The 24,247-nt window shown below is 72.9% G+C and carries 21 protein-coding genes and 2 pseudogenes; 16 read left to right on the top strand and 7 right to left on the bottom strand.

The window, feature by feature from the left end; translation table 11 throughout:
* The first annotated feature begins 19 nt into the window (after positions 1 to 19).
* Entirely contained in the window at positions 20 to 1,171 is a 1,152-nt protein-coding gene (locus AC4IHM_RS14385; protein WP_490867437.1) for an NADH-quinone oxidoreductase subunit D, read from the top strand.
* Here AC4IHM_RS14385 and AC4IHM_RS14380 read toward each other — a convergent pair.
* Complete coding sequence (locus AC4IHM_RS14380; protein ID WP_490867436.1) at positions 1,136 to 2,239, bottom strand: SAM-dependent methyltransferase; 1,104 nt, start codon at positions 2,237 to 2,239, stop codon at positions 1,136 to 1,138. The genes AC4IHM_RS14385 and AC4IHM_RS14380 overlap by 36 nt on opposite strands.
* Positions 2,240 to 2,360: 121 nt before the next feature.
* Here AC4IHM_RS14380 and AC4IHM_RS14375 point away from each other — a divergent pair, with 121 nt between their 5' ends.
* The 3 genes from AC4IHM_RS14375 (at position 2,361) to AC4IHM_RS14365 (ending at position 5,031) form a co-directional block, all read left to right on the top strand.
* Positions 2,361 to 3,566, top strand: a complete 1,206-nt coding sequence (locus AC4IHM_RS14375; protein ID WP_490867435.1) for a sensor histidine kinase — start codon at positions 2,361 to 2,363, stop codon at positions 3,564 to 3,566.
* A gap of 117 nt (positions 3,567 to 3,683) precedes the next feature.
* Positions 3,684 to 4,358, top strand: a complete 675-nt coding sequence (locus tag AC4IHM_RS14370) for a response regulator (RefSeq protein WP_490867434.1) — start codon at positions 3,684 to 3,686, stop codon at positions 4,356 to 4,358.
* 40 nt (positions 4,359 to 4,398) lie between these two features.
* Positions 4,399 to 5,031 carry an AAA family ATPase gene (locus AC4IHM_RS14365; protein WP_490867433.1) on the top strand — a complete coding sequence of 211 codons (633 nt, stop codon included), beginning with the start codon at positions 4,399 to 4,401 and terminating at the stop codon, positions 5,029 to 5,031.
* A gap of 58 nt (positions 5,032 to 5,089) precedes the next feature.
* Here the strand turns inward: AC4IHM_RS14365 and AC4IHM_RS14360 are convergent, their stop codons facing one another.
* Entirely contained in the window at positions 5,090 to 6,196 is a 1,107-nt protein-coding gene (locus AC4IHM_RS14360; protein ID WP_490867432.1) for a DUF5937 family protein, read from the bottom strand.
* 171 nt (positions 6,197 to 6,367) lie between these two features.
* On the opposite strand from AC4IHM_RS14360, the gene AC4IHM_RS14355 reads away from it, so the two are divergent.
* Positions 6,368 to 6,574, top strand: coding sequence for a hypothetical protein (locus AC4IHM_RS14355; protein WP_490867431.1), 207 nt, complete (start codon positions 6,368 to 6,370; stop codon positions 6,572 to 6,574).
* 24 nt (positions 6,575 to 6,598) lie between these two features.
* On the opposite strand, the gene AC4IHM_RS14350 is transcribed toward AC4IHM_RS14355, so the two are convergent.
* On the bottom strand, positions 6,599 to 7,807 hold the full coding sequence (locus tag AC4IHM_RS14350) for a threonine aldolase family protein (RefSeq protein WP_490867430.1): 1,209 nt from the start codon (positions 7,805 to 7,807) through the stop codon (positions 6,599 to 6,601).
* 179 nt (positions 7,808 to 7,986) lie between these two features.
* On the opposite strand from AC4IHM_RS14350, the gene AC4IHM_RS14345 reads away from it, so the two are divergent.
* The 10 genes from AC4IHM_RS14345 to AC4IHM_RS14300 all read left to right on the top strand — a co-directional run bounded on the left by AC4IHM_RS14345 (position 7,987) and on the right by AC4IHM_RS14300 (position 16,693).
* On the top strand, positions 7,987 to 9,279 hold the full coding sequence (locus AC4IHM_RS14345) for a Rossmann-like and DUF2520 domain-containing protein (protein WP_490867429.1): 1,293 nt from the start codon (positions 7,987 to 7,989) through the stop codon (positions 9,277 to 9,279).
* Positions 9,279 to 10,286: a pantoate--beta-alanine ligase gene (gene panC, locus AC4IHM_RS14340; protein ID WP_490867428.1), complete on the top strand. Its 1,008-nt coding sequence runs from the start codon at positions 9,279 to 9,281 to the stop codon at positions 10,284 to 10,286. Before AC4IHM_RS14345 ends, panC begins: the two co-directional genes overlap by 1 nt.
* The gene (locus AC4IHM_RS14335; RefSeq protein ID WP_490867427.1) at positions 10,283 to 12,016 is read left to right on the top strand and encodes an L-aspartate oxidase; all 1,734 of its coding nucleotides are present in this window, start codon (positions 10,283 to 10,285) and stop codon (positions 12,014 to 12,016) included. The genes panC and AC4IHM_RS14335 overlap by 4 nt, the downstream gene beginning before the upstream one ends.
* Before the next feature lie 5 nt (positions 12,017 to 12,021).
* The gene (gene nadC, locus AC4IHM_RS14330) at positions 12,022 to 13,002 is read left to right on the top strand and encodes a carboxylating nicotinate-nucleotide diphosphorylase (RefSeq protein WP_490870830.1); all 981 of its coding nucleotides are present in this window, start codon (positions 12,022 to 12,024) and stop codon (positions 13,000 to 13,002) included.
* Between the two features lie 4 nt (positions 13,003 to 13,006).
* Positions 13,007 to 13,804: a type III pantothenate kinase gene (locus tag AC4IHM_RS14325; protein WP_490867426.1), complete on the top strand. Its 798-nt coding sequence runs from the start codon at positions 13,007 to 13,009 to the stop codon at positions 13,802 to 13,804.
* 413 nt (positions 13,805 to 14,217) lie between these two features.
* Entirely contained in the window at positions 14,218 to 14,847 is a 630-nt protein-coding gene (locus tag AC4IHM_RS14320; RefSeq protein ID WP_490867425.1) for a hypothetical protein, read from the top strand.
* Between the two features lie 23 nt (positions 14,848 to 14,870).
* Positions 14,871 to 15,050 (top strand): hypothetical protein, encoded by a 180-nt coding sequence (locus AC4IHM_RS14315; RefSeq protein WP_490867424.1) that lies wholly within the window; start codon positions 14,871 to 14,873, stop codon positions 15,048 to 15,050.
* Positions 15,051 to 15,207: 157 nt separating this feature from the next.
* Positions 15,208 to 15,582, top strand: a complete 375-nt coding sequence (locus tag AC4IHM_RS14310; protein WP_490870829.1) for a BlaI/MecI/CopY family transcriptional regulator — start codon at positions 15,208 to 15,210, stop codon at positions 15,580 to 15,582.
* A gap of 9 nt (positions 15,583 to 15,591) precedes the next feature.
* Positions 15,592 to 16,101 (top strand): amino-acid N-acetyltransferase, encoded by a 510-nt coding sequence (locus AC4IHM_RS14305; protein WP_490867423.1) that lies wholly within the window; start codon positions 15,592 to 15,594, stop codon positions 16,099 to 16,101.
* A gap of 256 nt (positions 16,102 to 16,357) precedes the next feature.
* A complete protein-coding gene (locus tag AC4IHM_RS14300) occupies positions 16,358 to 16,693 on the top strand; it encodes a histone-like nucleoid-structuring protein Lsr2 (protein WP_043371913.1) in 336 nt (111 codons plus the stop codon).
* On the opposite strand, the pseudogene AC4IHM_RS14295 reads toward AC4IHM_RS14300, so the two are convergent.
* Positions 16,659 to 17,343 (bottom strand): annotated as a pseudogene (locus AC4IHM_RS14295) (SCO3374 family protein). The gene AC4IHM_RS14300 and the pseudogene AC4IHM_RS14295 sit on opposite strands and share 35 nt — an antisense overlap.
* Before the next feature lie 430 nt (positions 17,344 to 17,773).
* Between AC4IHM_RS14295 and AC4IHM_RS14290 the strand changes: the two are divergent.
* The gene (locus AC4IHM_RS14290) at positions 17,774 to 20,299 is read left to right on the top strand and encodes an ATP-dependent Clp protease ATP-binding subunit (protein ID WP_490867422.1); all 2,526 of its coding nucleotides are present in this window, start codon (positions 17,774 to 17,776) and stop codon (positions 20,297 to 20,299) included.
* A 345-nt stretch (positions 20,300 to 20,644) separates the two neighbouring features.
* On the opposite strand, the pseudogene AC4IHM_RS14285 reads toward AC4IHM_RS14290, so the two are convergent.
* The 3 genes and pseudogenes from AC4IHM_RS14285 to AC4IHM_RS14275 all read right to left on the bottom strand — a co-directional run.
* Positions 20,645 to 20,845, bottom strand: a pseudogene (locus AC4IHM_RS14285) (NACHT N-terminal Helical domain 1-containing protein); the annotation flags it as partial.
* 46 nt (positions 20,846 to 20,891) lie between these two features.
* The gene (locus tag AC4IHM_RS14280) at positions 20,892 to 21,548 is read right to left on the bottom strand and encodes an HAD family acid phosphatase (RefSeq protein ID WP_490867421.1); all 657 of its coding nucleotides are present in this window, start codon (positions 21,546 to 21,548) and stop codon (positions 20,892 to 20,894) included.
* A 136-nt stretch (positions 21,549 to 21,684) separates the two neighbouring features.
* Positions 21,685 to 24,243: an NACHT domain-containing protein gene (locus AC4IHM_RS14275; protein WP_490867420.1), complete on the bottom strand. Its 2,559-nt coding sequence runs from the start codon at positions 24,241 to 24,243 to the stop codon at positions 21,685 to 21,687.
* Between the last annotated feature and the right edge of the window lie 4 nt (positions 24,244 to 24,247).

Below are 24,247 nucleotides of genomic sequence, written 5' to 3'. Positions count from 1 at the left end.
CGTAGGGGAGACTGTGTTCATGACTCCCACGACGGAGACCACGGTCGGTATCGGCGGTGCCGCGGAGAGCACCGACATGGTGCTCAACATCGGGCCCCAGCATCCGTCCACGCACGGTGTGCTGCGGCTGCGGCTCGTCCTGGACGGCGAGCGCATCACCAGCGCGGAGCCGGTGATCGGCTATATGCACCGCGGCGCGGAGAAGCTGTTCGAAGCCCGTGACTACCGTCAGATCATCGTGCTCGCCAACCGCCACGACTGGCTGTCGGCGTTCTCCAACGAGCTGGGCGTGGTCTTCGCCGTCGAGCGGATGCTCGGCATGGAGGTCCCCCCGCGCGCGGTGTGGACGCGCACGCTGCTGGCGGAGCTGAACCGGGTGCTCAACCACCTGATGTTCCTGGGGTCGTACCCGCTGGAGCTGGGCGGCATCACGCCGGTCTTCCACGCCTTCCGGGAGCGGGAGGTCCTCCAGAACGTCATGGAGGAGGTCTCCGGCGGGCGTATGCACTACATGTTCAACCGCGTCGGCGGCCTCAAGGAGGATCTACCGGCCGGCTGGGCCACGCGCGCGCGTGCCGCCGTCGCCGCCGTGCGCTCGCGCATGGGCGTCTTCGACGACCTGGTGCTCGGCAACGAGATCTTCCGGGGGCGTACGCGGGGCGTGGGCGCCCTGTCCCCCGAGGCCGTGCACGCCTACGGCGTCAGCGGTCCGATCGCGCGCGCCTCGGGCGTCGACTTCGACCTGCGCCGCGACGAGCCGTACCTCGCCTACGGCGAACTCCAGGACACCCTGCGGGTCGTCACCCGGACCGAGGGCGACTGTCTCGCCCGCTTCGAGGTCCTCCTTGAGCAGACGCACAACGCCCTCGACCTCGCCGACGCCTGTCTGGACCGCCTGGCCGAGCTGCCGCCGGGTCCGGTCAACCAGCGGCTCCCGAAGGTGCTGAAGGCGCCCGAGGGCCACACGTACGCGTGGACCGAGAACCCGCTCGGCATCAACGGCTACTACCTGGTCAGCAAGGGCGAGAAGACCCCGTACCGGCTCAAGCTGCGCTCGGCCTCCTACAACAACATCCAGGCGCTCGCGGAGCTGCTGCCCGGGACGCTGGTCTCGGACATGGTGGCGATCCTGGGGTCACTGTTCTTCGTGGTCGGGGACATCGACAAGTAGCGCGGCGGCGTCCACCGAGCCCACCGGCTGGAGCAGCCACACGAAGTCGCCCAGCCCGCCCGGCGCGGTCAGCTCGGCGGCCTGCGAGGCGCCCGCGAGAGCGCGCACGTACGCCGCCGGGTCCGTGGCGGCCAGCGCGAGCGGGGGGCGTGCGCCCGTGACACCGAGGGCGCGCAGGGCCTCGCGCTGGGGGCGCAGAAGGGCATTGTGGGGCGTGCGCTGCGGCGCGCACCTCGCGGTGAGGGCCGCCGCGCACGCGTCCAGCGCCACATGCGCGGTGATGTCGCACGACCCGTCCGGCACCGGCGGTCTCTCCCGCCCCTCCCGGAACCCGGTGAGCGTCCCGAACGGCGGGCGGGCGGCCGCGGTGTGCGCGTAGTCGACGGCCACCGCGAGCCCGCCGTCCAGCGCCGCAACGGCGGACGCCCAGGCGTCGTCGCGGGTCAGCCCGATCTCGGCCCGCAGCCCCTCCTCGCCGGGCAGCGGCCACCACCGGGCCAGCCACTCGGCCTCCGCCCCGGCCACCGGCTCCCCGAGCCGCTCGCTCCCGTCGGCGCGGACGAGCACCCTGCGCGCCACGCCCGCGCGGTCCACTTCCGCCACCTCCACCGGTACGTTGTCCAGCCACTCGTTGGCGAACAGCAGCCCGGTGACGCCGCCCGGCGGCTCGGCGAGCCACTGGATCCGGCGGTCCAGCCCCTCGGGGCGGTCGGCGACCTCGACGGCGTACGCGCGCGTGCGGGCGGCCACGTCGGCGGGCAGCGCGCCCAGCACCCCACTGGCCAGTTCGCCCCGTCCGGCCGCCATGTCCACGAATTCCAGCTGCGCGGGCCGCCCCAGCGCCGCGTCGACCCGGCACAGCAGCCGGGCCACGGCCCCGGCGAACAGCGGCGAGGCGTGCACGGACGTGCGGAAGTGACCGGCCGGGCCCGCGGACCCGCCGCGGTAGAACCCCGCCGGTCCGTAGAGGGCCTCCCGCATGGCCGCCCTCCAGCCCTGCCGGCCCCCATCCGCCTCTGCCGCCCCGCTCGTCCCTGTTGTTCCTGTTGTCCCTGGCGTCCCTGGCATCACAGGCCCAGGCTAGGCGCACAGAAGATCGGGGCCTCCACCTTGCGGAGTATGCGCGGGGGACGCGGATCGGCCCTCCGGTTGACCCCTGCACCTATTCCGCTTCCCTACGCTGGGTTACGTGCAGCGCCTCTACGATTTCCTCCGCAGACACCCGACCGGGGTCGACTCCTTCTGGGCCCTCGTCGTGCTCGGTCTCTCCGTGGTGTCCGCGGCGAACCCGGGGACGCGGGTGGACGGAACGGACCGCATGGCGCTGATCCTCCCCTTCGTGGTGCTGCTCAGCGTCGTGATCGCGCTGCGCCAGCGGACGCCGGAGAAGATGCTGCTGCTCGCCGTCGCACTCGGCGTGGGGCAACTGGTCCTCGACGTCTCGACGATGCCCGCCGACTTCGCCTTCCTGGTGATCATCTACACCGTGGCCGCGACCGGCGCCCGCTGGGCCTCCCGGACCGCGCTGGCCACCGGCCTGTGCGCGTCGCCCCTCGCCCAGCTGCGCTGGTCCGACAGCGAACTGGGCCTGGGGACCGTCATCGCCGTGACGGTCTTCCAGGCCGTGCCCTTCGCCCTCGCCTGGGTGCTCGGCGACTCCGTCCGCACCCGCCGCGCCTACTTCGCGCAGCTGGAGGAGCGGGCCGCCCGGCTGGAGAAGGAGCGCGAGGCGCAGGCCAAGGTCGCGGTCGCCGCCGAGCGCGCCCGGATCGCACGCGAGCTGCACGATGTCGTCGCGCACAACGTCTCCGTCATGGTGGTCCAGGCCGACGGCGCCGCCTACGTCCTGGACGCGGCCCCCGACCAGGCGAAGAACGCCCTGGAGACCATCTCCTCCACCGGCCGCCAGGCGCTCGCGGAGATGCGCCGCCTGCTCGGCGTGCTGCGCACCGGCGAGCACAAGGAGGCCGGCGAGTACGTCCCGCAGCCCGACGTCCAGCAGATCGAGGACCTCGTCGCGCAGTGCCGCACCTCCGGGCTGCCCGTCGACTTCAAGGTCGAGGGCACCCCCCGGCAACTGCCCAGCGGCGTGGAGCTGACCGCGTACCGCATCGTGCAGGAGGCGCTGACCAACACACGCAAGCACGGCGGCCCCAACGCGGGCGCGAGCGTGCGCCTGGTCTACTTCGACGACGGGCTCGGGCTGCTCATCGAGGACGACGGCAAGGGCGCCCCGCACGAGCTGTACGAGGAGGGCGGCTTCGACGGCCAGGGCCACGGCCTGATCGGCATGCGCGAGCGCATCGGCATGGTCGGCGGAACCCTGGACGCGGGCCCGCGTCCGGGCGGAGGATTCCGCATCAGCGCGCTGCTGCCGTTGAAGCCCGCACACTGACGACGGCGCTCGCACGCACGCACGACGTTGACACCTGTCACATCCGGCGGGACCTCCGGCGGACAACCGGCGGAACAACCCGGCAGACCTGGACTGCCGGAGAACGGAAGAGGGCCGATGGCGATCCGCGTAATGCTCGTCGACGACCAGGTGCTGCTGCGCACCGGGTTCCGGATGGTGCTGGCGGCCCAGCCGGACATGGAGGTCGTCGCGGAGGCGGGCGACGGCGTCGAGGCCCTCCAGGTGCTGCGCTCCACCGCCGTGGACGTTGTCCTGATGGACGTCCGCATGCCCAAGCTCGACGGCGTCGAGACCACCAGCCGGATCTGCGCGGACCCGGACGCGCCGAAGGTGCTGATCCTGACCACCTTCGACCTCGACGAGTACGCCTTCTCGGCGCTGAAGGCGGGCGCCTCCGGCTTCATGCTCAAGGACGTGCCGCCCGGCGAGCTGCTCGCCGCGATCCGCTCCGTGCACAGCGGCGACGCGGTGGTCGCCCCCTCGACCACCCGCCGGCTGCTGGACCGCTTCGCGCCGATGCTGCCCGACACCGGCCAGGAGCCCCGGCACAGCGAACTCGGGCGGCTCACCGAGCGGGAGCGCGAGGTGATGGGACTGGTCGCGCAGGGCATGTCCAACGGCGAGATCGCGGCGCGGCTCGTGCTGTCGGAGGCGACCGTGAAGACGCACGTGGGCCGCATCCTGACCAAGCTGGGCCTGCGCGACCGGGTGCAGGTGGTGGTGCTGGCCTACGAGACCGGGCTGGTGCGGGCCGGCGGCGGACCGGGCTGACCCGGCCCCGGCACGGGCCCCGCGTCGGTAGGGTCTGCGCATGCTCCTGTGGATCAACGGCCCCTTCGGGGGCGGCAAGACACAGACCGCGCACGAGATACGGCGCCGGCTGCCCGGCAGCGTCATCTGCGATCCCGAGGACGCGGGGTTCGGCCTGCGCCGCATGCTGCCGCCCGAGCTGCGGGGAGACTTCCAGGACCTGGCCGCCTGGCGGCAGGGTGTCGTGGAGGTCCTGGACCTGGCCCTCACCCGGCACGACGGCGTGGTGATCGCGCCCATGACGGTCACCGACTCCCGCTACTTCGCCGAGACCGTCGGCCGGCTGCGCGAACTGGGCCACGACGTACGCCACTTCGCCCTCCTCGCCGAACGCGACACCGTCCTGCGGCGGCTGCGCGAACGCGGTCTCGGCCACCTCCTGCGGTACGTCCGCGGGAAGGAGTCCCGGCTGCGCCGCGAGAGCTGGGCCGTACGACAGCTCGACCACTGCCTGGAGCGGCTGGCGGAGCCGGAGTTCGCCGAGCACCTGTGGACGGACCACACGACCGTCCCGAAGACCGCGGACCGGATCGCCGTCCTGTCGGGACTCACCCTCAAGCCCAACAACGAGGGCGCGCTGCGCACCCGGCTGCGTCAGGTGGGGGTCGGCCTGCGGCACATCAGGGCCGACTGACCCGCCGGGGCGGCCGGGGGCCGGTCGGGGCCCGTCGGGGCCGGTCGCACGGGGGCGGCTACCGGAGGATTCCCTCCAGGAAGTCGCTGCCCAGCCGGGCCACCGCCGTCACGTCCAGCTGGTGCAGTACGTAGCGCCCGCGGCGACGGGTGGTGATCAGGCCCGCCTTCTTCAGCACGCCCAGGTGCCGGGATATCTCCGGGGCCGTCATGCCGTGCGCCTGCGACAGCTCGCTCGTGGTGTACGCGCTGCGGGCCAGATACCGGCAGATCCGCATCCGGACCGGGTGGGACAGCGCCGTCATCCGCAGCGTGAGCTGCTCGACCGAGGGCGGCGCGGCCGGTTCGGGGGAGCCGACCGGGTAGTGCAGCACGGGCTGCCAGTCGTGCCGGTGCAGGACCATCAGGTGCGGCCGGCCCAGGCTGGTCGGGACCAGCAGGAGGCCGCCGTCCGCCGTCGCCGAGCGGCCCTCGCCCAGCTTGTCGACCGTGATCCGCGCGGCGCCCTCGTCCAGCGCCACCGCCGGTGACACGGCGGCCAGCGCCTCGGCGAGACCCCTGCGGCGCAGCAGGTCCGTCTTGTGGCGGGCGTCCGCGGCGAGCTGGTGGCGCAGCCGGGACCAGGCCTCCGCGAAGAACGCCTCGTCGCAGTCGTGCGCGAACCGCCGCAGCCAGCTCCGGATCCACGGCGGGTCGGCCAGCAGCCGCTCGGTGAACCGCAGTTGCCGCGGCCCGCGCGCGGCGGCCAGGTCCAGCACGCGCCGGCGCACCTCGGGGTCCACGAGCGCGCAGACCCCGCCGGTGCTGTACGGCAGCGCGCAGGTGAACTCCAGTGCCGCGTCCACGAACTGCTCGTCGGACAGCTTGTCGAGCAGGTCCAGGTCGTCGGCGAGAGTGGCGCCGGGCAGCGTGCTGCGGCCCGGCACGCCCGCGAACGGCATGAACAGGTCCGAGAAGGTCGTGCGCCACAGGAAGTCGGCGTCGCACATCCGGTCGGCCAGATGCGGGTCGAGCCGGGCGGTCACGCCCGTCGCCCAGCCCTGCAGCCCCGGATGGTGCCCCGGCTCGGACAGCGCGTGCAGCGCCATGCCCAGCTCGGCCAGGGGCGAGGGCACGACGGCGACCCGCTCCGGCCGCAGCCCCGCGATGTCGATGCGCACGCTCATGACCCCATGGTGCACGCCACCACCGACAACGCCGCCGCCGATTGACCACCGCCGTCAATCGGCGCGACCGCGCGGTCGTACCGCAGCAGTCTGGAACCCGCCGGGCCGCCGCGGAGCCCGTTCCCACTCCTACGTCTCCCCGCCCGCGTCTCCCCCGAGAAGGCGATCCGCATGAGCATCACGCAGCAGTACCTCCTCGACACCTACCGCACCCGGCGGCTCGGCGAGCCGGCGCCGCCCGCGCCCGGCGCCCACGACTGGCAGGTCGTCCGCGAGTGGCGCGACCGGCGCCGGCTCCAGGCCGCTCTCGCCGCCCGCCCGGCGCACGGCCGGGTACGGCGGGCCCTGCGCCGGTGGCGGGCGCGCGGCCTCGGCTGACCCCGGCGGCCGGTGCGCGGCCGGTCAGCCCGGCAGCCTGGCGGCGAAATCGGCGACCGCCGCCCGTACGTCGTCCGCCGTCCACTCCAGGCCCGGCGCCTCCACCCCGACCTCGGTGACGGCGATTCCGGGGCCGCCGGTGCCCCACGGGCGGCAGAAGAGCACCGTCCCGGTCTCCTCGCCCTGCCGGAGCGCGGCCTCGCCCGCGGCGTCGGGGTCGCAGGGCAGCCAGACCTGGAACTCGTGGGTGTGCGGCACCTCCGGGTGCACCCGCGCCCAGGGCAGCCCGGCCGCCGCGAAGCCCTCGCGCAGCGCGGCGGCCACCACGCGCGCGTGGGCGACGTACTCCGGCAGCCGGGGCAGCTCGCGCTCCAGGCCGGCCAGCGCCGACAGCACGGTGGGGAACTGCTGGAACACCAGGCCGCCGTACCGGTGCCGCCAGGCCCTGGCCTCCTCGATCAGCGTCCGGGGGCCGGCCAGGGCGGCGCCGCCGTAGCCCTTGAGGGACTTGTAGAACGAGACGTAGACGCTGTCCGCGAGGCCCGCGATCTCGGCCAGGGGGTGGCCGAAGTGGACGGTGCACTCCCACAGACGGGCCCCGTCGAAGTGGACCACCGCGTCGCGCTCCCGTGCCGCCTCCACGACCTCGGTGAGTTCCTCCCAGGTGGGCAGCAGAAAGCCGGCGTCCCTGAGCGGCAGCTCCAGCATCAGCGCCCCGAACGGCTCCTCGAAGCCGCGCACCTCGTCGGCGGTCGGCGGCCGGGGTTCGCCGGTCAGCCGTACCGGGCGCAGCCCGCCGACCCGGCCGAAGGCGTCGCGCTCGTGCGTCACGGGGTGGCCGAGTCCGTGCAGGGCGACGGCCGGGTCGCCGGTGCGGCCCGCCCAGCAGCGCAGGGCCACCTGCTGGGCCATCGTGCCGGTCGGGAAGAAGGCGGCGGCCTCGGTGCCGAGCAGGGCGGCGACCTTCTCCTCCAGGGCCTCCACGATGCCGTTTCCGTACACGTCGGACGGTTCGTCGAGGTCGTACAGGTCGGCCGCCCCGTCCAGCAGGGCGACGCGCTCGCGCAGGGTGGTGAGGTGAGCCGGGTGCGCGAGCAGGCGCCGTGCGCCGCGGTGTACGGCCACGCGTCGCCGACGCAGCCGGCGGTGCCGCTCCTGCGCCGACTCCGCCGCGTCCCCGGCCGGCCGCCCGTCCGGTTCCGGCTGCTCCGCCTGTCCCGCCGTATCGCTCATGTGCGGATCATGCCGTGCGGGTGTCGCGGAGGGCATCCGGGTTTTTCCGCGCGTGTGCTCCGGCGCCGCACGGTACCCACAGCCTGTGGACAGCCGGACGCCCCTCGGACCAATCGCGTTAACATGACGAGAAATCGTCCGGTACCCCGAGCGGACTGGAACGGGAAGGCCGTCGTCGCGTGAACACAACCTCACAGCCAGACCCCAGGGACCGCCCCGCGCGGCTCACCGTGGGTGTTGTCGGCGCCGGACGCGTGGGCCCCGCGCTGGCCGCGTCCCTCCAGCTCGCCGGGCACCGTCCGGTGGCCGTCTCGGGGGTCTCCGACGCCTCCCGGCGGCGGGCCGCCGCGCTGCTCCCCGGCGTGCCGCTCGTGGCGCCCGCCGAGGTGCTGCGACGCGCCGAGCTGGTCCTGCTGACCGTCCCCGACGACGCCCTGCCCGGCCTGGTGACCGGGCTCGCCGAGACCGGGGCGGTGCGGCCGGGCCAACTGCTCGTGCACACCTCCGGACGGTACGGCGCGAAGGTCCTGGACCCCGCGCTGCGGGCCGGCGCCCTGCCGCTGGCCCTGCACCCGGCGATGACCTTCACCGGCACGCCCGTGGACGTCCAGCGCCTGGCCGGCTGCTCCTTCGGCGTCACCTCGCCCGAGGAACTGCGGCTGGCCGCCGAGGCCCTGGTCATCGAGATGGGCGGCGAACCGGAGTGGATCGCCGAGGACAGGCGTCCGCTGTACCACGCGGCGCTGGCCCTGGGCTCCAACCACCTGATCACGCTGGTCGCCCAGGCCATGGAGCTGCTGCGCACGGCCGGTGTCGAGGCCCCCGACCGGATGCTCGGCCCGCTCCTCGGCGCCTCCCTCGACAACGCCCTGCGCTCCGGCGACGCGGCCCTCACCGGCCCCGTCGCGCGCGGGGACGCGGGCACCGTCGCCGCGCACATCGCGGAACTGCGCGAGCACGCCCCGCAGTCCGTCGCCGGCTACCTGGCAATGGCCCGCGCGACCGCCGACCGGGCCCTGTCCCACGGCCTGCTCAAGCCCGACCTCGCCGAGAACCTCTTGGTCGCACTCGCCGCCGAAACCGACACGGGGGCCCGCACGAGGGCCGCGGACACCCTCGGTGCCCGCGACATCCCAGGCCCCGAGGGATCCGCCGCCCCGGAGGACCCCGACGACACCCCGGACACCGACGGCTCCGGCGGGACCGGCGGCCGTGGCGGTCCTGCTGGCCCCGAGGACAGCGATCGGGCCACGGGCACCGGCGACTCCGGAGGACCCACAGGCCCTCGCGGAACTGCTGGGCCTACCGGGGCCACCGGTCCCGCCGGAGCCGTCGGCCCCCGGGATGTCGCGGGTCCCGGGGAGAGCGATCGGGTCACGGACACCGGCGGCCCCGACGGCACCGCCCCCGATGAACCCGCCACCCCCGACGGCCCCGCCACCCCCGACGCCCCCGACGGAGATGCTCGATGATGACCGTCACCCCATCCCTCCCCGTCCTCCTGCGCACCGCCGATGAGTTGCACGCGCGCGTGGGGCGTGGGCGGCGGGCCGTTGTGATGACGATGGGTGCTCTGCACGAGGGGCACGCCAGCCTGATCCGCACGGCGCGGGGGATCGTCGGCCCGGACGGTGAGGTCGTCGCGACCGTCTTCGTCAACCCGCTGCAGTTCGGCGCAGGCGAGGACCTCGACCGCTACCCGCGCACCCTGGACACCGACCTGAAGGTCGCCGGGCAGGCGGGCGCCGACGCCGTCTTCGCGCCCTCCGTCGACGAGGTCTACCCGGGCGGCGAACCCCAGGTGCGCGTCACGGCGGGCCCCATGGGCGAACGCCTGGAGGGCGCCTCCCGCCCCGGCCACTTCGACGGCATGCTCACCGTCGTCGCCAAGCTGCTCCACCTCACCCGCCCCGACCTCGCCCTCTACGGCCAGAAGGACGCCCAGCAACTCGCCCTGATCCGCCGTATGGTCCGCGACCTGAACTTCGGCGTGGAGATCGTCGGCGTACCCACCGTGCGCGAGGCGGACGGCCTGGCCCTGTCCAGCCGCAACCGCTTCCTCTCGGCCCGGGAACGCCGTACCGCCCTCGCGCTCTCCCAGGCGCTGTTCGCCGGCCTGGACCGGCATGCCGCGCAGGAGGCACTGTGCGCGCGGGCCCGAGAGGTGCCCGCCACCCGGGCGCGGGCCGAGGCGCTCAGCGCCCTCGGCGAGTCCCGCGCGGCGGCCGACGCCCACGCCGTCGCCACGTCCGCCCCGGGCAGCGCCACGGCGGTGAGGGCCGCCGCGCGCCTGGTGCTGGACGACGCGGCGCGCGCCGATCCGCCGCTGGAGCTGGACTACCTCGCCCTGGTCGACCCGGCCGACTTCACCGAGATCGGCGACGACCACACCGGCGAGGCCGTGCTCGCCGTCGCCGCCCGGGTCGGCGCGACCCGGTTGATCGACAACATCCCCCTCACCTTCGGAGCCGCCTCGTGACCAGCACAGGCATACGACTGCACGCCCCCGCGCCCGGCTGGGCCCTCGCCGCGGACGTGGTGGTCGTCGGCTCCGGCGTCGCCGGTCTCACCGCCGCCCTGCGCTGCGAGGCGGCCGGCCTGACGACGGTCGTCGTCACCAAGGCCCGCCTCGACGACGGCTCCACCCGCTGGGCGCAGGGCGGCATCGCCGCGGCCCTCGGCGAGGGCGACACCCCCGAACAGCACCTGGACGACACCCTGGTCGCCGGCGCGGGCCTGTGCGACGAGGAAGCGGTCCGCATCCTGGTCACCGAGGGCCCCGACGCCGTACGACGGCTCATCGCCACCGGCGCGCACTTCGACGAGTCCGCCGAGGGCGGCCTGGAACTCACCCGCGAGGGCGGCCACCACCGCCGCCGCATCGCCCACGCCGGCGGCGACGCCACGGGCGCGGAGATCTCCCGCGCCCTGGTCGAGGCGGTACGCGCGCGTGGAGTGCGCACCGTCGAGAACGCCCTCGTCCTCGACCTCCTCACCGACGCCGAGGGCCGCACCGCCGGTGTCACCCTGCACGTCATGGGCGAGGGCCAGCACGACGGCGTGGGCGCGGTCCACGCGCCGGCCGTCGTCCTGGCGACCGGCGGCATGGGCCAGGTCTTCTCGGCGACGACCAACCCGGCCGTCTCCACGGGCGACGGCGTGGCACTCGCCCTGCGCGCGGGCGCAGAGGTGAGCGACCTGGAGTTCGTCCAGTTCCACCCCACCGTCCTCTTCCTGGGCCCGGACGCCGAGGGCCAGCAGCCCCTGGTCTCGGAGGCGGTACGCGGCGAGGGCGCCCACCTGGTGGACGCGGACGGCGTGCGCTTCATGGTGGGCCGGCACGAGCTGGCCGAACTGGCGCCCCGGGACATCGTCGCCAAGGGGATCACGCGCCGCATGCAGGAGCAGGGCGCCGAGCACATGTACCTGGACGCCCGGCACTTCGGCGCCGACATGTGGGCGCACCGCTTCCCGACCATCCTCGCCGCCTGCCGCGCGCACGGCATCGACCCGGTCACCGAGCCGGTCCCGGTCGCCCCGGCCGCCCACTACGCCTCCGGGGGCGTGCGCACCGACGCCCGCGGCCGCACCACGGTCCCCGGGCTGTACGCGTGCGGCGAGGTGGCCTGCACAGGCGTGCACGGCGCCAACCGCCTGGCCTCCAACTCGCTCCTCGAAGGCCTCGTCTACGCCGAACGCATCGCGGCCGACATCGCGGCGAGCCACGCGGACGGCACCCTCCACGCGCGCGTGCCCGCACCTCTGGAGCACCCGGAGAAGCCGGCGTACCCCCTCCTCCCGCCCGAGGCCCGCCTCACGGTCCAGCGGATCATGACCGAGGGCGCCGGCGTCCTGCGCTCGGCCGACTCCCTCACCCGGGCCGCCGACCGGCTCCACCGCCTGCACACGGAGGCCCGCGACGCCCTGCACGAGCACGGCAAGACGGCCGAGCCCGGCGTCGACGCCTGGGAGGCCACCAACCTCCTGTGCGTGGCCCGCGTCCTGGTGGCCGCGGCGGCGCGGCGCGAGGAGACTCGGGGCTGCCACTGGCGCGAGGACCACGCGGACCGGGACGACACGGCATGGCGCCGCCACATCGTCGTACGCCTGAACCCGGACCGTTCCCTCGCCGTGCACACCTCGGACACCCCGGATTTTCCCCCGACGAGCCCCAGTCCTCAGCCGACGCAGCGTCCCCAGGAGCAGTGACAGCAGTGAACTCCCCCGACCTTCCCCTCGCCTCCGCCGGAGGCTGCGGCGACGGCTGCGCCTGTGGCGCGGAGACCGACGAAGAGACCTACATGGAGTGCGGCCTCGACCCCGCGCTCGCGGCACTCCTGCTCGACTCGGGCCTCGACCCGGTGGAGGTCGAGGACATCGCGAACGTCGCCGTCCAGGAGGACCTGGCGGGCGGCGAGGACGTGACGACCGTCGCCACCATCCCCGAGGACGCCGTGGCCACCGCCGACTTCACCGCGCGCGAGGGGGGCGTGGTGGCGGGTCTCCGGGTCGCCGAGGCGGTCATGTCGATCGTCTGCGCGGACGAGTTCGAGGTGGAGCGGCATGTCGAGGACGGCGACCGCGTGGAAGCCGGCCAGAAGCTCCTGTCCGTCACCACCCGCACCCGCGACATCCTGACCGCGGAGCGCAGCGCGCTGAACCTGCTGTGCCGCCTGTCCGGCATCGCGACCGCCACGCGCGCGTGGGTGGACGTCGTGGACGGCACGAAGGCCAAGGTCCGCGACACCCGCAAGACGACGCCAGGTCTGCGCGCCCTGGAGAAGTTCGCGGTCCGCTGCGGCGGCGGCGTCAACCACCGTATGTCCCTCTCGGACGCGGCCCTGGTCAAGGACAACCACGTGGTGGCCGCGGGCGGCGTCGCGCAGGCCTTCGAGGCCGTCCGGGAACGCTTCCCGGACGTGCCCATCGAGGTCGAGGTCGACACCCTGCACCAGCTCCGCGAGGTCCTGGACGCGGGCGCCGACCTGATCCTCCTGGACAACTTCACCCCGTCCGAGTGCGAGGAGGCGGTCGCCCTGGTCGCCGGCCGCGCCGCGCTGGAGGCCTCGGGCCGCCTGAGCCTCACCAACGCCAAGGCGTACGCCGGCACGGGCGTCGACTACCTGGCGGTGGGCGCCCTCACCCACAGCTCCCCGATCCTGGACATCGGCCTGGACCTGCGAGCGGCGGAGTAGAGCGATGCTGCTGACGATCGACGTGGGCAACACACACACCGTCCTGGGCCTCTTCGACGGCGAGGACATCGTCGAGCACTGGCGCATCTCCACCGACTCGCGCCGCACGGCCGACGAACTGGCGGTCCTCCTCCAGGGCCTGATGGGCATGCACCCGCTGCTCGGCGAGGAACTGGGCGACGGCATCGACGGCATCGCCATCTGCGCCACCGTCCCCTCGGTCCTGCACGAACTGCGCGAGGTCACCCGCCGCTACTACGGCGACGTACCCGCGGTCCTGGTCGAACCGGGCGTCAAGACCGGCGTCCCGATCCTCACCGACCACCCCAAGGAGGTCGGCGCCGACCGCATCATCAACGCGGTCGCCGCGGTGCAGCTGTACGGCGGTCCGGCGATCGTCGTGGACTTCGGCACGGCGACGACGTTCGACGCGGTCAGCGCGCGCGGGGAGTACGTCGGCGGGGTCATCGCCCCCGGCATCGAGATCTCGGTCGAGGCACTCGGCGTCAAGGGCGCGCAGCTCCGCAAGATCGAGGTGGCCCGTCCGCGGAGCGTGATCGGCAAGAACACGGTCGAGGCGATGCAGTCCGGCATCGTGTACGGATTCGCCGGCCAGGTCGACGGGGTCGTCCACCGCATGGCCCGCGAACTGGCCACCGACCCCGACGACGTCACGGTCATCGCCACGGGCGGGCTCGCGCCGATGGTCCTGGGCGAGTCCTCGGTCATCGACGAACACGAGCCGTGGCTGACCCTGATAGGGCTCCGCCTGGTCTACGAACGCAACATCTCCCGCATGTAGCGGTCCGGCGCCGCAGAGGCACCCGGCGTGGGTGCGGGCCGGGGGGCGCGGCGACGGACCGGCAGCCGCGTACGGCGGGAGTGGGGAGCGGCCCGGGGCGACGGACAGCCGCGTACGGCGAGGAGGGGGTGGGTCGGGGGGGGTGTTCGCCCGCAGCGGTTGGCGCGTCCGCGCCCCGCGCCTCCGTAAGTGACCGATTCCGCGCCGTTCCGAGGACGGACACCCCCCCCGGCACGCCCCCGACCCCCCCACCGAACCGAACGCGCTACGCGTACCCCCACCGAACCCGCACAGGCCGCCGCAGGCACCCGGCACCCGCGCGAAACCGCCGGAGGCACCGGCATACGGGTAAGCCCCCACGCCACACCCACCCGCTATGCCGAGTTTGTCTGATTAGCGCGTATCGTCGCGGTATGCCCACGCCCTACGGATCCCGCGGCGGCATGGCGTTCGGTGCTCAGGAGCTGCGTGTGCTCCGGCGCGCCCTCGCCCTCGCCCTGAACCCCAGCCCCGTCTCGGCGGAGGAGGCCCACGACTGCCTCCGCCTGGCAGAGTCGCTCGACGAGGCGATGCGGGAGAGCGCCCGGCTGCGCGCCTTCCTGGTGGCCGACCTGGCCCGGTACCGCGCCGCCCTCCCCGGCACCGCCACCGGCTACCTCGCACTCCTGGACGAGGCGCTGGGTGCCGGGCACCGCCCGGACGCGGACGACCTCGCCGCCCTGGGCGCCCTGCGCGGCAACCCCGCCGCGGCCGCCCTCCTGGCCCGCTGCGCACCCGCGCGCCCCACGACGGCGACGACGGGAACGACGGCAACGGGAACGACGGTCACGGTCACGCTCCCCGCCGCCCGCACCCGCCTGCACGCCCTTCCCGGCGGCCAGCAGCCCGACAAGCAGCCCGCGCAGAAGCCGGCCCAGAAACCGGCCCCGCGCCCCGCCCCCGCCGCCCCCAGGCGCCCGGTCCCCACCCCGGGCGAGGTCTTCCCCCGCCGCAAGCCGGCCCCGCCCGCCCCCGGCTCCCGGCACCACCTCGCCGCCGGCTGACGGGGCCTGGCTACCCTGGGCGCATGGAATACGTCTCCGCGCTCGTGCCCCCGGCCGTCATGGCCGTGTTCTTCATCGGTGTGATCAGGGTGATCGTGAAGACCCAGGGCGGCGCCAACAAGGCCAAGGAGGACGCGGCCGTCGACGCCGCCCTCGCGCGGGCGGAGGGCGCCCGCCAGACGCCCCCGCACCCGGAGGCCTGACCGACCCGGCGGCGCCACACCCCCGGCACCACAACGAGCCGTACACCCCTTTTGGGCCCGTTTGCCAGCAAGCGGGCCCTCTGGCACGCGATCAACCGTATCTCCCACTATCGTTCGGAGCGTGCCTCGCCCATTGGGAGAACTCGAAGACGCGGTCATGACGCGGGTGTGGAAGTGGAACCGCCCCGTGACCGTTCGAGAAGTCCTGGAAGATCTGCGGCAGGAACGGTCGATCGCGTACACCACGGTGATGACCGTTTTGGACAATCTCCATCAGAAGGGCTGGGTGCGCCGCGAGGCGGAAGGCCGGGCCTATCGATATGAGGCGGTCTCCACCCGCGCCGCCTACGCCGCCGCGCTGATGAACGACGCCTGGTCCCAGAGCGACAACCCCGCCGCCGCCCTCATCGCCTTCTTCGGCATGATGAGCGAGGAACAGCGGCAGGCACTCAGAGACGCCATCCGCATCGCGCAGGGACCGGAAACCCCGGCGCCCAACCCCGGCTCGGTACCGGACCACGGCGAGCGATAGCGTCCCCACATGTCAAATGCCATCACCGTCCGGCGGGCCCGTACCAGGGATGTCCCGGACGTACGCCGGCTCCTCGACACGTACGTCCGCGACCGTATCCTGCTCGACAAAGCGATGGTGACGCTTTACGAGAGCATCCAGGAGTTCTGGGTCGCGGAACGGGACGACAACGCCGAGGTGGTCGGCTGCGGTGCCCTGCACGTGATGTGGGAAGACCTCGCGGAAGTCCGGACTCTCGCGGTGAAGCCCGGCCTGAAGGGCGCGGGCGTCGGACATCGGCTGCTGGAGAAGTTGCTGGACACCGCGCGCTGGCTCGGTGTTCGCCGGGTTTTCTGCCTGACCTTCGAAGTGGACTTCTTCGGCAAGCACGGCTTCGTGGAGATCGGGGAGACGCCGGTCGACACCGATGTCTACGCGGAGCTGCTGCGTTCCTATGACGAGGGCGTAGCAGAGTTCCTGGGTCTCGAACGGGTGAAACCGAACACCTTGGGCAACAGCCGGATGCTTCTGCATCTGTGATCCCCGGACAGCGGCAGGCATCCGCAGTCCTTCGCGAGGTTTATTCCAACGACGGGCCGTTCGACGGTGCCCTATGTCCGATACGCGCATGTTTCCGGCCCGGAGACCGGCTGCCGGTCTCGGCCGAGGGTTTGTGTTTTTCCGGCAAAAGCGGTTTGCTTTCCGGCGTACTGCAGTACTGCATATAACAAGGGGCGGCGATACGGCGGACGCCGGCGGACCTCCGGCCCTGAAGTTATCGATGAAAGGAAATCCGGTGGCACAGAAGGTTCAGGTCCTTCTTGTCGATGACCTCGACGGCGGCGAGGCAGACGAGACCGTGACGTTCGCGCTCGACGGCAAGACGTACGAGATCGATCTCACCACTGCCAATGCGGACAAGCTCCGCGGTCTTCTCGAGCCCTACGTGAAGGGTGGCCGCCGTACCGGGGGCCGTGCTTCGGGCGGTCGCGGCAAGGCGCGCGCCTCTTCCGGCGGCAGCCAGGACACCGCGGCGATCCGCGCCTGGGCGAAGGAGAACGGCTACGAGGTCAACGACCGCGGCCGTGTGCCCGCGATCATTCGTGAGGCGTACGAGAAGGCCAACGGCTGACCACCCGACCCGCGCCGCCACGGGCCGCGCCGGCGCGCAGCCGGACCCGGTGGCACTGCGTCGCCAGGGTGTGCACCAGCCGTGCGAGATCGGGGGCGGTGCCGGCGCTCCCCAGGGCCGACAGCGCCGGCAGCGAGGCCTCGACCTCGCACCCCGGCTGCGGTGGCCGCAGCCATACGGCGGTACCCCGCGGGCCGTCGTGCCCCGGGGGACGCCGGGGACGCGGCGGTGTCCCGGCCGAACCGGGCTCCGCGGTCAGGGGCGCGTCCAGCAGGCCGCCCGCGCCGGCCGCCGTCAGGTCGAGCGGCAGCGAGCCCCACTCCAGCCACTCCAGCAGTCCGGGCAGCTCCTGCGCGCCGCCCGCCGCCACGAGCAGCAGTATCCGCTCGCCCCGGACGGCGACCGGGAAGCGGGGCGGCTCGGGCCGGGCCAGCCGCTCCAGCGCCGTGTGACCGGCCTCGGCCGGGACGTCCAGGACGTTCGAAGCGGACGCCCGTGCGCAGCCGTACCGGAGTCCCGGGCGCCGTCGGCCAGCCGAGCGCGTTCTCGTACCAGCCCCGCAGCCGCTCCCACGCACCGTCCGTACCGTCCGTACCGGGCGGCCGACGGGGGAGGGGAACGACGGGAACCGAGGGCGGGGCGCCGACCATGCCAAGTGCAACAGCCGAAAGCGCACCAGAGTTACGCTGGGTGGCGCGATGGATGCGCACAGTACGGAAAATGGGAGCGCGCGGGGGTGCGGCGTGGCGCAAGGTTGTTCGCCCGTAGCGGAGGGAATCGGTGCGCGCGGCATGGAGTGTCGGTCCCAGCGGGTAAGACATCCCTAGTGGGAGGGGGCGACACGCAGATCCGGCCGTCTTACGTTCGCCATCGGCGTACTGGCGAGTGGGGTAAGTGCCTGGCCTGCGGGAACATCGTCTCGCACCATCGGGTTGTGGCAGATGTCGGCGTCAGGGGTCAGGAGGCCATCGACGGTGTCGGCAGTTGGAATGAGCGGTCCCCGCTTGCGGGACTAAGCTGCGGAAGGACAGGGAGGGGAAGTTCCCCTTACTGCCTGACCGCTCTGAGGAGCGATTAACGATGTTCGAGAGGTTCACCGACCGCGCGCGGCGGGTTGTCGTCCTGGCTCAGGAAGAAGCCCGGATGCTCAACCACAACTACATCGGCACCGAGCACATCCTCCTGGGCCTGATCCACGAGGGTGAGGGTGTCGCCGCCAAGGCCCTTGAGAGCCTCGGGATTTCGCTCGAGGCGGTCCGCCAGCAGGTGGAGGAGATCATCGGGCAGGGCCAGCAGGCCCCGTCGGGTCACATCCCCTTCACCCCCCGTGCCAAGAAGGTCCTGGAGCTGTCGCTCCGCGAGGCCCTTCAGCTGGGCCACAACTACATCGGCACGGAGCACATCCTGCTCGGCCTGATCCGTGAGGGCGAGGGCGTCGCCGCCCAGGTCCTGGTCAAGCTGGGCGCCGACCTCAACCGGGTGCGGCAGCAGGTCATCCAGCTGCTCTCCGGTTACCAGGGCAAGGAGACCGCCACCGCCGGCGGTCCTGCGGAGGGCACGCCCTCCACGTCCCTGGTCCTCGACCAGTTCGGCCGGAACCTCACCCAGGCCGCTCGTGAGTCCAAGCTCGACCCGGTCATCGGGCGCGAGAAGGAGATCGAGCGGGTCATGCAGGTGCTGTCCCGCCGCACCAAGAACAACCCGGTGCTGATCGGTGAGCCCGGCGTCGGCAAGACCGCCGTCGTCGAGGGCCTCGCGCAGGCCATCGTCAAGGGCGAGGTGCCCGAGACCCTCAAGGACAAGCACCTCTACACCCTGGACCTCGGCGCGCTGGTCGCCGGCTCCCGCTACCGCGGTGACTTCGAGGAGCGCCTGAAGAAGGTGCTCAAGGAGATCCGCACCCGCGGCGACATCATCCTGTTCATCGACGAGCTGCACACGCTGGTCGGTGCGGGTGCCGCCGAGGGCGCCATCGACGCCGCGTCGATCCTTAAGCCGATGCTGGCCCGCGGCGAGCTGCAGACCATCGGCGCCACCACGCTGGACGAGTACCGCAAGCACCTGGAGAAGGACGCGGCCCTTGAGCGCCGCTTCCAGCCGATCCAGGTCGCGGAGCCCTCGCTGCCGCACACCATCGAGATCCTCAAGGGCCTGCGGGACCGCTACGAGGCCCACCACCGTGTCTCCATCACGGACGAGGCCCTCGTCCAGGCGGCGACGCTCGCCGACCGCTACATCTCGGACCGCTTCCTGCCGGACAAGGCGATCGACCTGATCGACGAGGCCGGATCGCGGATGCGCATCCGCCGGATGACCGCGCCGCCGGACCTGCGCGAGTTCGACGAGAAGATCGCCGGTGTCCGCCGCGACAAGGAGTCCGCGATCGACTCGCAGGACTTCGAGAAGGCCGCCTCCCTGCGCGACAAGGAGAAGCAGCTCCTGGCCGCCAAGGCCAAGCGCGAGAAGGAGTGGAAGGCCGGCGACATGGACGTTGTCGCCGAGGTCGACGGCGAGCTGATCGCCGAGGTTCTCGCCACGGCGACGGGCATCCCGGTCTTCAAGCTCACGGAGGAGGAGTCGTCCCGCCTGCTGCGCATGGAGGACGAACTCCACAAGCGGGTCATCGGCCAGGTCGACGCCGTCAAGGCGCTGTCCAAGGCGATCCGCCGTACCCGTGCCGGCCTGAAGGACCCGAAGCGTCCGGGTGGCTCGTTCATCTTCGCCGGTCCCTCCGGTGTCGGTAAGACCGAGCTGTCCAAGGCGCTGGCGGAGTTCCTCTTCGGTGACGAGGACGCGCTGATCTCCCTCGACATGTCGGAGTTCAGCGAGAAGCACACGGTCTCCCGTCTCTTCGGTTCGCCCCCCGGTTACGTGGGCTACGAGGAGGGCGGTCAGCTGACGGAGAAGGTGCGCCGCAAGCCGTTCTCGGTCGTCCTCTTCGACGAGGTCGAGAAGGCCCACCCGGACATCTTCAACTCGCTGCTGCAGATCCTGGAGGACGGTCGCCTGACCGACTCCCAGGGCCGGGTCGTGGACTTCAAGAACACGGTCATCATCATGACGACCAACCTCGGCACCCGGGACATCTCCAAGGGCTTCAACCTCGGCTTCGCCGCCGCGGGTGACACGAAGACCAACTACGAGCGCATGAAGAACAAGGTCCAGGACGAGCTGAAGCAGCACTTCCGGCCCGAGTTCCTCAACCGCGTCGACGACGTGGTCGTCTTCCCGCAGCTGAGCCAGGCGGACATCCTGCGGATCGTCGACCTGATGATCGACAAGGTCGACGAGCGCCTCAAGGACCGGGACATGGGCATCGAGCTGTCCTCGTCCGCCAAGGAGCTGCTGTCCCAGAAGGGCTACGACCCGGTGCTGGGCGCGCGTCCGCTGCGTCGCACGATCCAGCGCGAGGTCGAGGACACGCTCTCGGAGAAGATCCTCTTCGGCGAGCTGCGCCCCGGTCACATCGTGGTCGTGGACACCGAGGGCGAGGGCGAGGCCAAGATCTTCACCTTCCGGGGTGAGGAGAAGTCGGCCCTCCCCGACGCTCCGCCGATCGAGCAGGCGGCCGGCGGCCCCGGCCCGAATCTGAGCAAGGAGGCGTAGCCCTGCGGGGTGAGCCCGGAAAAGGGCCGGCCCGGGACTTCGGTCCCGGGCCGGCCCTTTTCTCTGCCCTCTTCAGCCCGTGTGCAGACGCACGTCGGCATCCGGGAAGAGGGCCTGGAACCGGGTGTACGTCGAGACGGGGCTCCACGACCTGGGGGAGGGCGACTGCCGCATCGAGGCAGTCCCGGAAGCCCTCGGCGGCCAGCCAGTCGGGGCGTACGGCGGTGGGGCGGGAGATGAGCAGCCGGCGGTTGCCGGGGAAGGCGCGGATCAGGGCCAGGAGCCAGTCGCGGGTGCGGTGCCGTTCGGCGGCGGGGATCTCGTCCAGGCCGTCGGCGAGGACCAGGCCCCCACCAGCCGCTCGGCGAGCCTCAGCACCTCCGCCCCGCCGAGATGGCGCCGCTCGCCCCGGAAGGACACCAGGCGGTCCAGCCGCACCGGCCGGTCGACCAGCCCGGCGCCCGGACCGCCCGGCGCGAACAGCTTCCTCACCAGCGGGGCGACCAGGCCGGACGCCAACTTCCCGCCGAGTACCGCCGGGTCCATGCGCTACCCCCGTGGTCGGCCGCCGTCCACGGGAGCCTGTCCGGCGTCAGGACAACTGACCGTCGTAGTCCGGGAGTTTGAAGGTCTTCTCGGCGTGGCCGCCGGACAGGTCCGTGGCGCTGTTGCCGATGTTCGCGATGATCGTGTAGCCGTTGGACTCGATCGTGGCGCGCTGTGCGGTCTTGTACTCGGCGACGTTCCGGAACAGGTCGAGGAGGCCGCGGACGTAGAGGCCGGAGGACCGGTAGCCGGCGTGGGCGAGGTTCCACTCGGTGGGCGCCCCGACGATGCCGGGCCGGGCGGTCACGAAGAACAGGGCGACACCGTGCTCCTGGGCATACTCGGCGGCCTCCAGGACCGGCCGGTTGGCGGGCTGCGGGTAGCGGAAGCCGAAGTCGGTCTCCAGAGCGGTGTTGTCGATGTCGAGGACGATCGCCTGCTTCTCGCCGGGGCGGGCGTCGGCGATCCGCTGCCTCAGATACGGCAGCGCTCCGTCCATCACGGCCCGGCAGTCCCGCTGCCAGGTGTCGTAGTCGACGTTCGCGGCCGCGGCTGGGGCCGCCGTCACGGCGGTGCGCGGTGTCTCGGCCGGGGCGGCGGCGGCCGGCGTGAGCGTCGCCGTGAGCGCCGCGGCGGTGACGGCGGCGGTGCCGAGGGCACACGTCCAGGTACGGCGCCTGCTCGGTCCGGTCTGTTCGGTCATGGGGGGGGTCAAGGTCCTCTCATGCCTGCGCGGATGCCTGACGGCACCAAAGTTGTCGCGTGCATGCTTGCCCCAACAAGTGGCCGGACGGCAACGATTGGGTTACTGGGCAGTAGTCAGCTCGGTACCGCCGCCGTCACGCCGTGATCTCCACCCCGTTCGGCACGTTCCGCACCCGCGGCAGGCGCGGGTTGACCCGCAGCACCCGCAGCCGGGGGAAGCCGGCGAGCCAGGAGACATCCGTGTCGGGCAGCTCCGCGTTGAGCCAGAGGTGGGTCAGCTGACCGGGGATCAGACCCGCGAGCAGTTCCTCCGCGCGCATCACACCGGCCACCTGGATGCGGGGACGACCGCCGAGTTCGCGCAGCGCCGCCAGTTCGGCCGCGTCGGAGACCGGGAAGTAGAGGCCGTCCGGGTCCAGGTGGGCGATGATCTCCTGGGCGTATCGCTCGGTGTCGAAGTGCCGCCAGCCACGGGCGAGTTCGGTACGGACCGGCAGGGCGGTGCGGGACCGCAGGCGGACCAGGTAGTCGATCGCCGCGTCGTCCTGGACCCGAGTGGCGGTGATGGCGAGCAGCAGCGCCTGCCGGTCGTCCGGGACCTGCCCCGGGTCGGGCAGCAGTTCGAGGACGATGGGACCCACCCAGCCCAGCCCCCGGGCGGCCGGCTCGGTGGTGGGGCGTACCAGGTTCTTCGTACGGTCGTGGACGAGCCGCTGGACGGACGGGTCGAGTTCGGTGACGTGGTCCAGGCAGGCCGCGGCCATCAGCCGGCGGTGGTTGATCTGCGGGCGGCGCAGTCCGGGCGCCGCCGCGAGCAGCCGCTCCAGGAACTGGGCGCACTCCTCGGGACGGGCGTGCGCGGCGGCCATGCGGATGACCTCCTCCCACTCGGACTGGTGGGCGTGGTCCACCAGCGTGGGGAACCGGCCGCGCGCCACGATCTCCTTGGCGGCCAGGTAGTCCTGGAAGGTGCGGTGGACGAAGTCGACCGACTCGCCCGACCGTTCGCGCAACAGGCCGGTGCGGTGCAGCAGATGGCGGAAGATCTTCGCGCCGTCCCCCTGCGCGCGGGCGGCGGGCATGGCGGGCAGCGCGGCGTCCAGTATGCCGACCGCCCGCTCGCGGGTCAGCTCGGAGGCGTCCTCCTCCAGCATGGCGTGGGCGAGCTTCTGCAACAGCCGTTCCCGGGTGCTCTGCTGGAGCCGCACGTCGTCGGCGTAGAGCACGTCCCGTTCGGGGTCGCGGCGCTGGAGCAGCATCTCCAGGGCGGCGTCGTACAGCTCCTTGCGGCCGCTGGGCAGGGAGCCGGCCCGGTCCCGGTTCAGAGCGCATATCAGGCCGCACATCAGGGGGTTGGTGGCGAGCTGGCGCAGTTCGCGGTAGATCCGTACGGAGTGCAGCAGCCGTTGCTCGTACTCGTCCAGCGCGCCCAGCTCGCGCGGCCCCCGCGACCGGCTCTGCTCGTCCAGCCGGGCCGCCGAGTGCCAGTCCCGGATGAACCGCGTCACCTGCTCCCGCGACATCGGCGCGAGGGACAGCTCGACGAAGTCCTCCTCGGCCAGCCCGCCCCCCGAGAGCCAGCCGTCGGACACCGCGGAGGGCCGGGAGGTGACCAGGCAGCCGTTGCCGGAGAAGACGCGCAGCAGCCGGCGCAGCCGGTCGCGCAGTTCGCCGCGCGTCTTCTCCGGCGCCTCGTCGACGCCGTCGACCAGCAGCAGGGCGCGGCCCGCGAGCAGCGTGCGCACCACCCACCCCTCCGGCGCCCGGTCGGCGAGCGGGTGCCGGACCGCGTGCAGCAGGTCGTCGGGTGCCGGAAAGCCCTCCCGGGCGAAGCGGCGTACCGGGAGCACGAAGGGGACCCGGGAGCCCTCCCGGGCGGCGGCCACGGCGAGCCACTGGACCAGGGTCGTCTTGCCGGAGCCCGCGCCGCCGCGCAGCAGTACCCGCTCGTGGTCCTCCAGGGCGCGGTCCGCGAGCAGTACGGTGCGCTGCTCGTCCTCGGCGCCGCCCACGCCCCCGCTGCGCTCCTCCGCCTCCAGGCTGAGGTAGGTCTCCTCCAGCGGCCAACGGTCGGGCGCGTTGGGGAAGTCCACGCCGACGATGGTCAGCCAGCCGTGCCGCCGGGCCACCCACTGGGCGTACTCGGCCTCGAACGCCGCGTCCTCGGCGGACCGTTCGGGCTGCCGGGCCGCCGCCTCCGCGTCGCCGAGGTCCACCAGCTGGGCGATCCGGCTGGCCCGGCCCGGCAGTTGGCGCTGGAGGTAGGGGGAGCGCCGCACCAGATGGTGCAGCACGTGCAGGCACACGGAGACCAGCAGCGCGTCGTGGAACCAGGCGGCGTCCGGCGACAGTTCGCGGTCCGCGCCCTGCACCGCGCCCCGCAGCCGCCGCGCGTAGTCCTGCGGCCCGAGCCGCACCGCGTCGGCGTCGGTGACGTCGACCTCGGCGATCGCGAGCAGGGTGCGGGCCAGCACGTCGACGACCGGGGTCAGTTCGGCGGTGGGCGCGGTGTGCCGCTCGGCGGCGAGGTGCACCAGGTCGGCGGCGGTGCGGTGCACGTCGTCCGCGGGACCCCGCCAGGTGGTCAGGGCCGGGATCGGCCGGGGGCCGGTGGGCGGTCGGCCGGGGACGCGGAAGAGTCTGCGGACGAGGGGCGCGGCGAGGTCGGAGGGCGTGTGGACGACGGTATCCATGGAG

Source organism: Streptomyces sp. SL06, from assembly GCF_058244745.1.
This window is presented reverse-complemented; position numbering and strand designations above follow the sequence as displayed.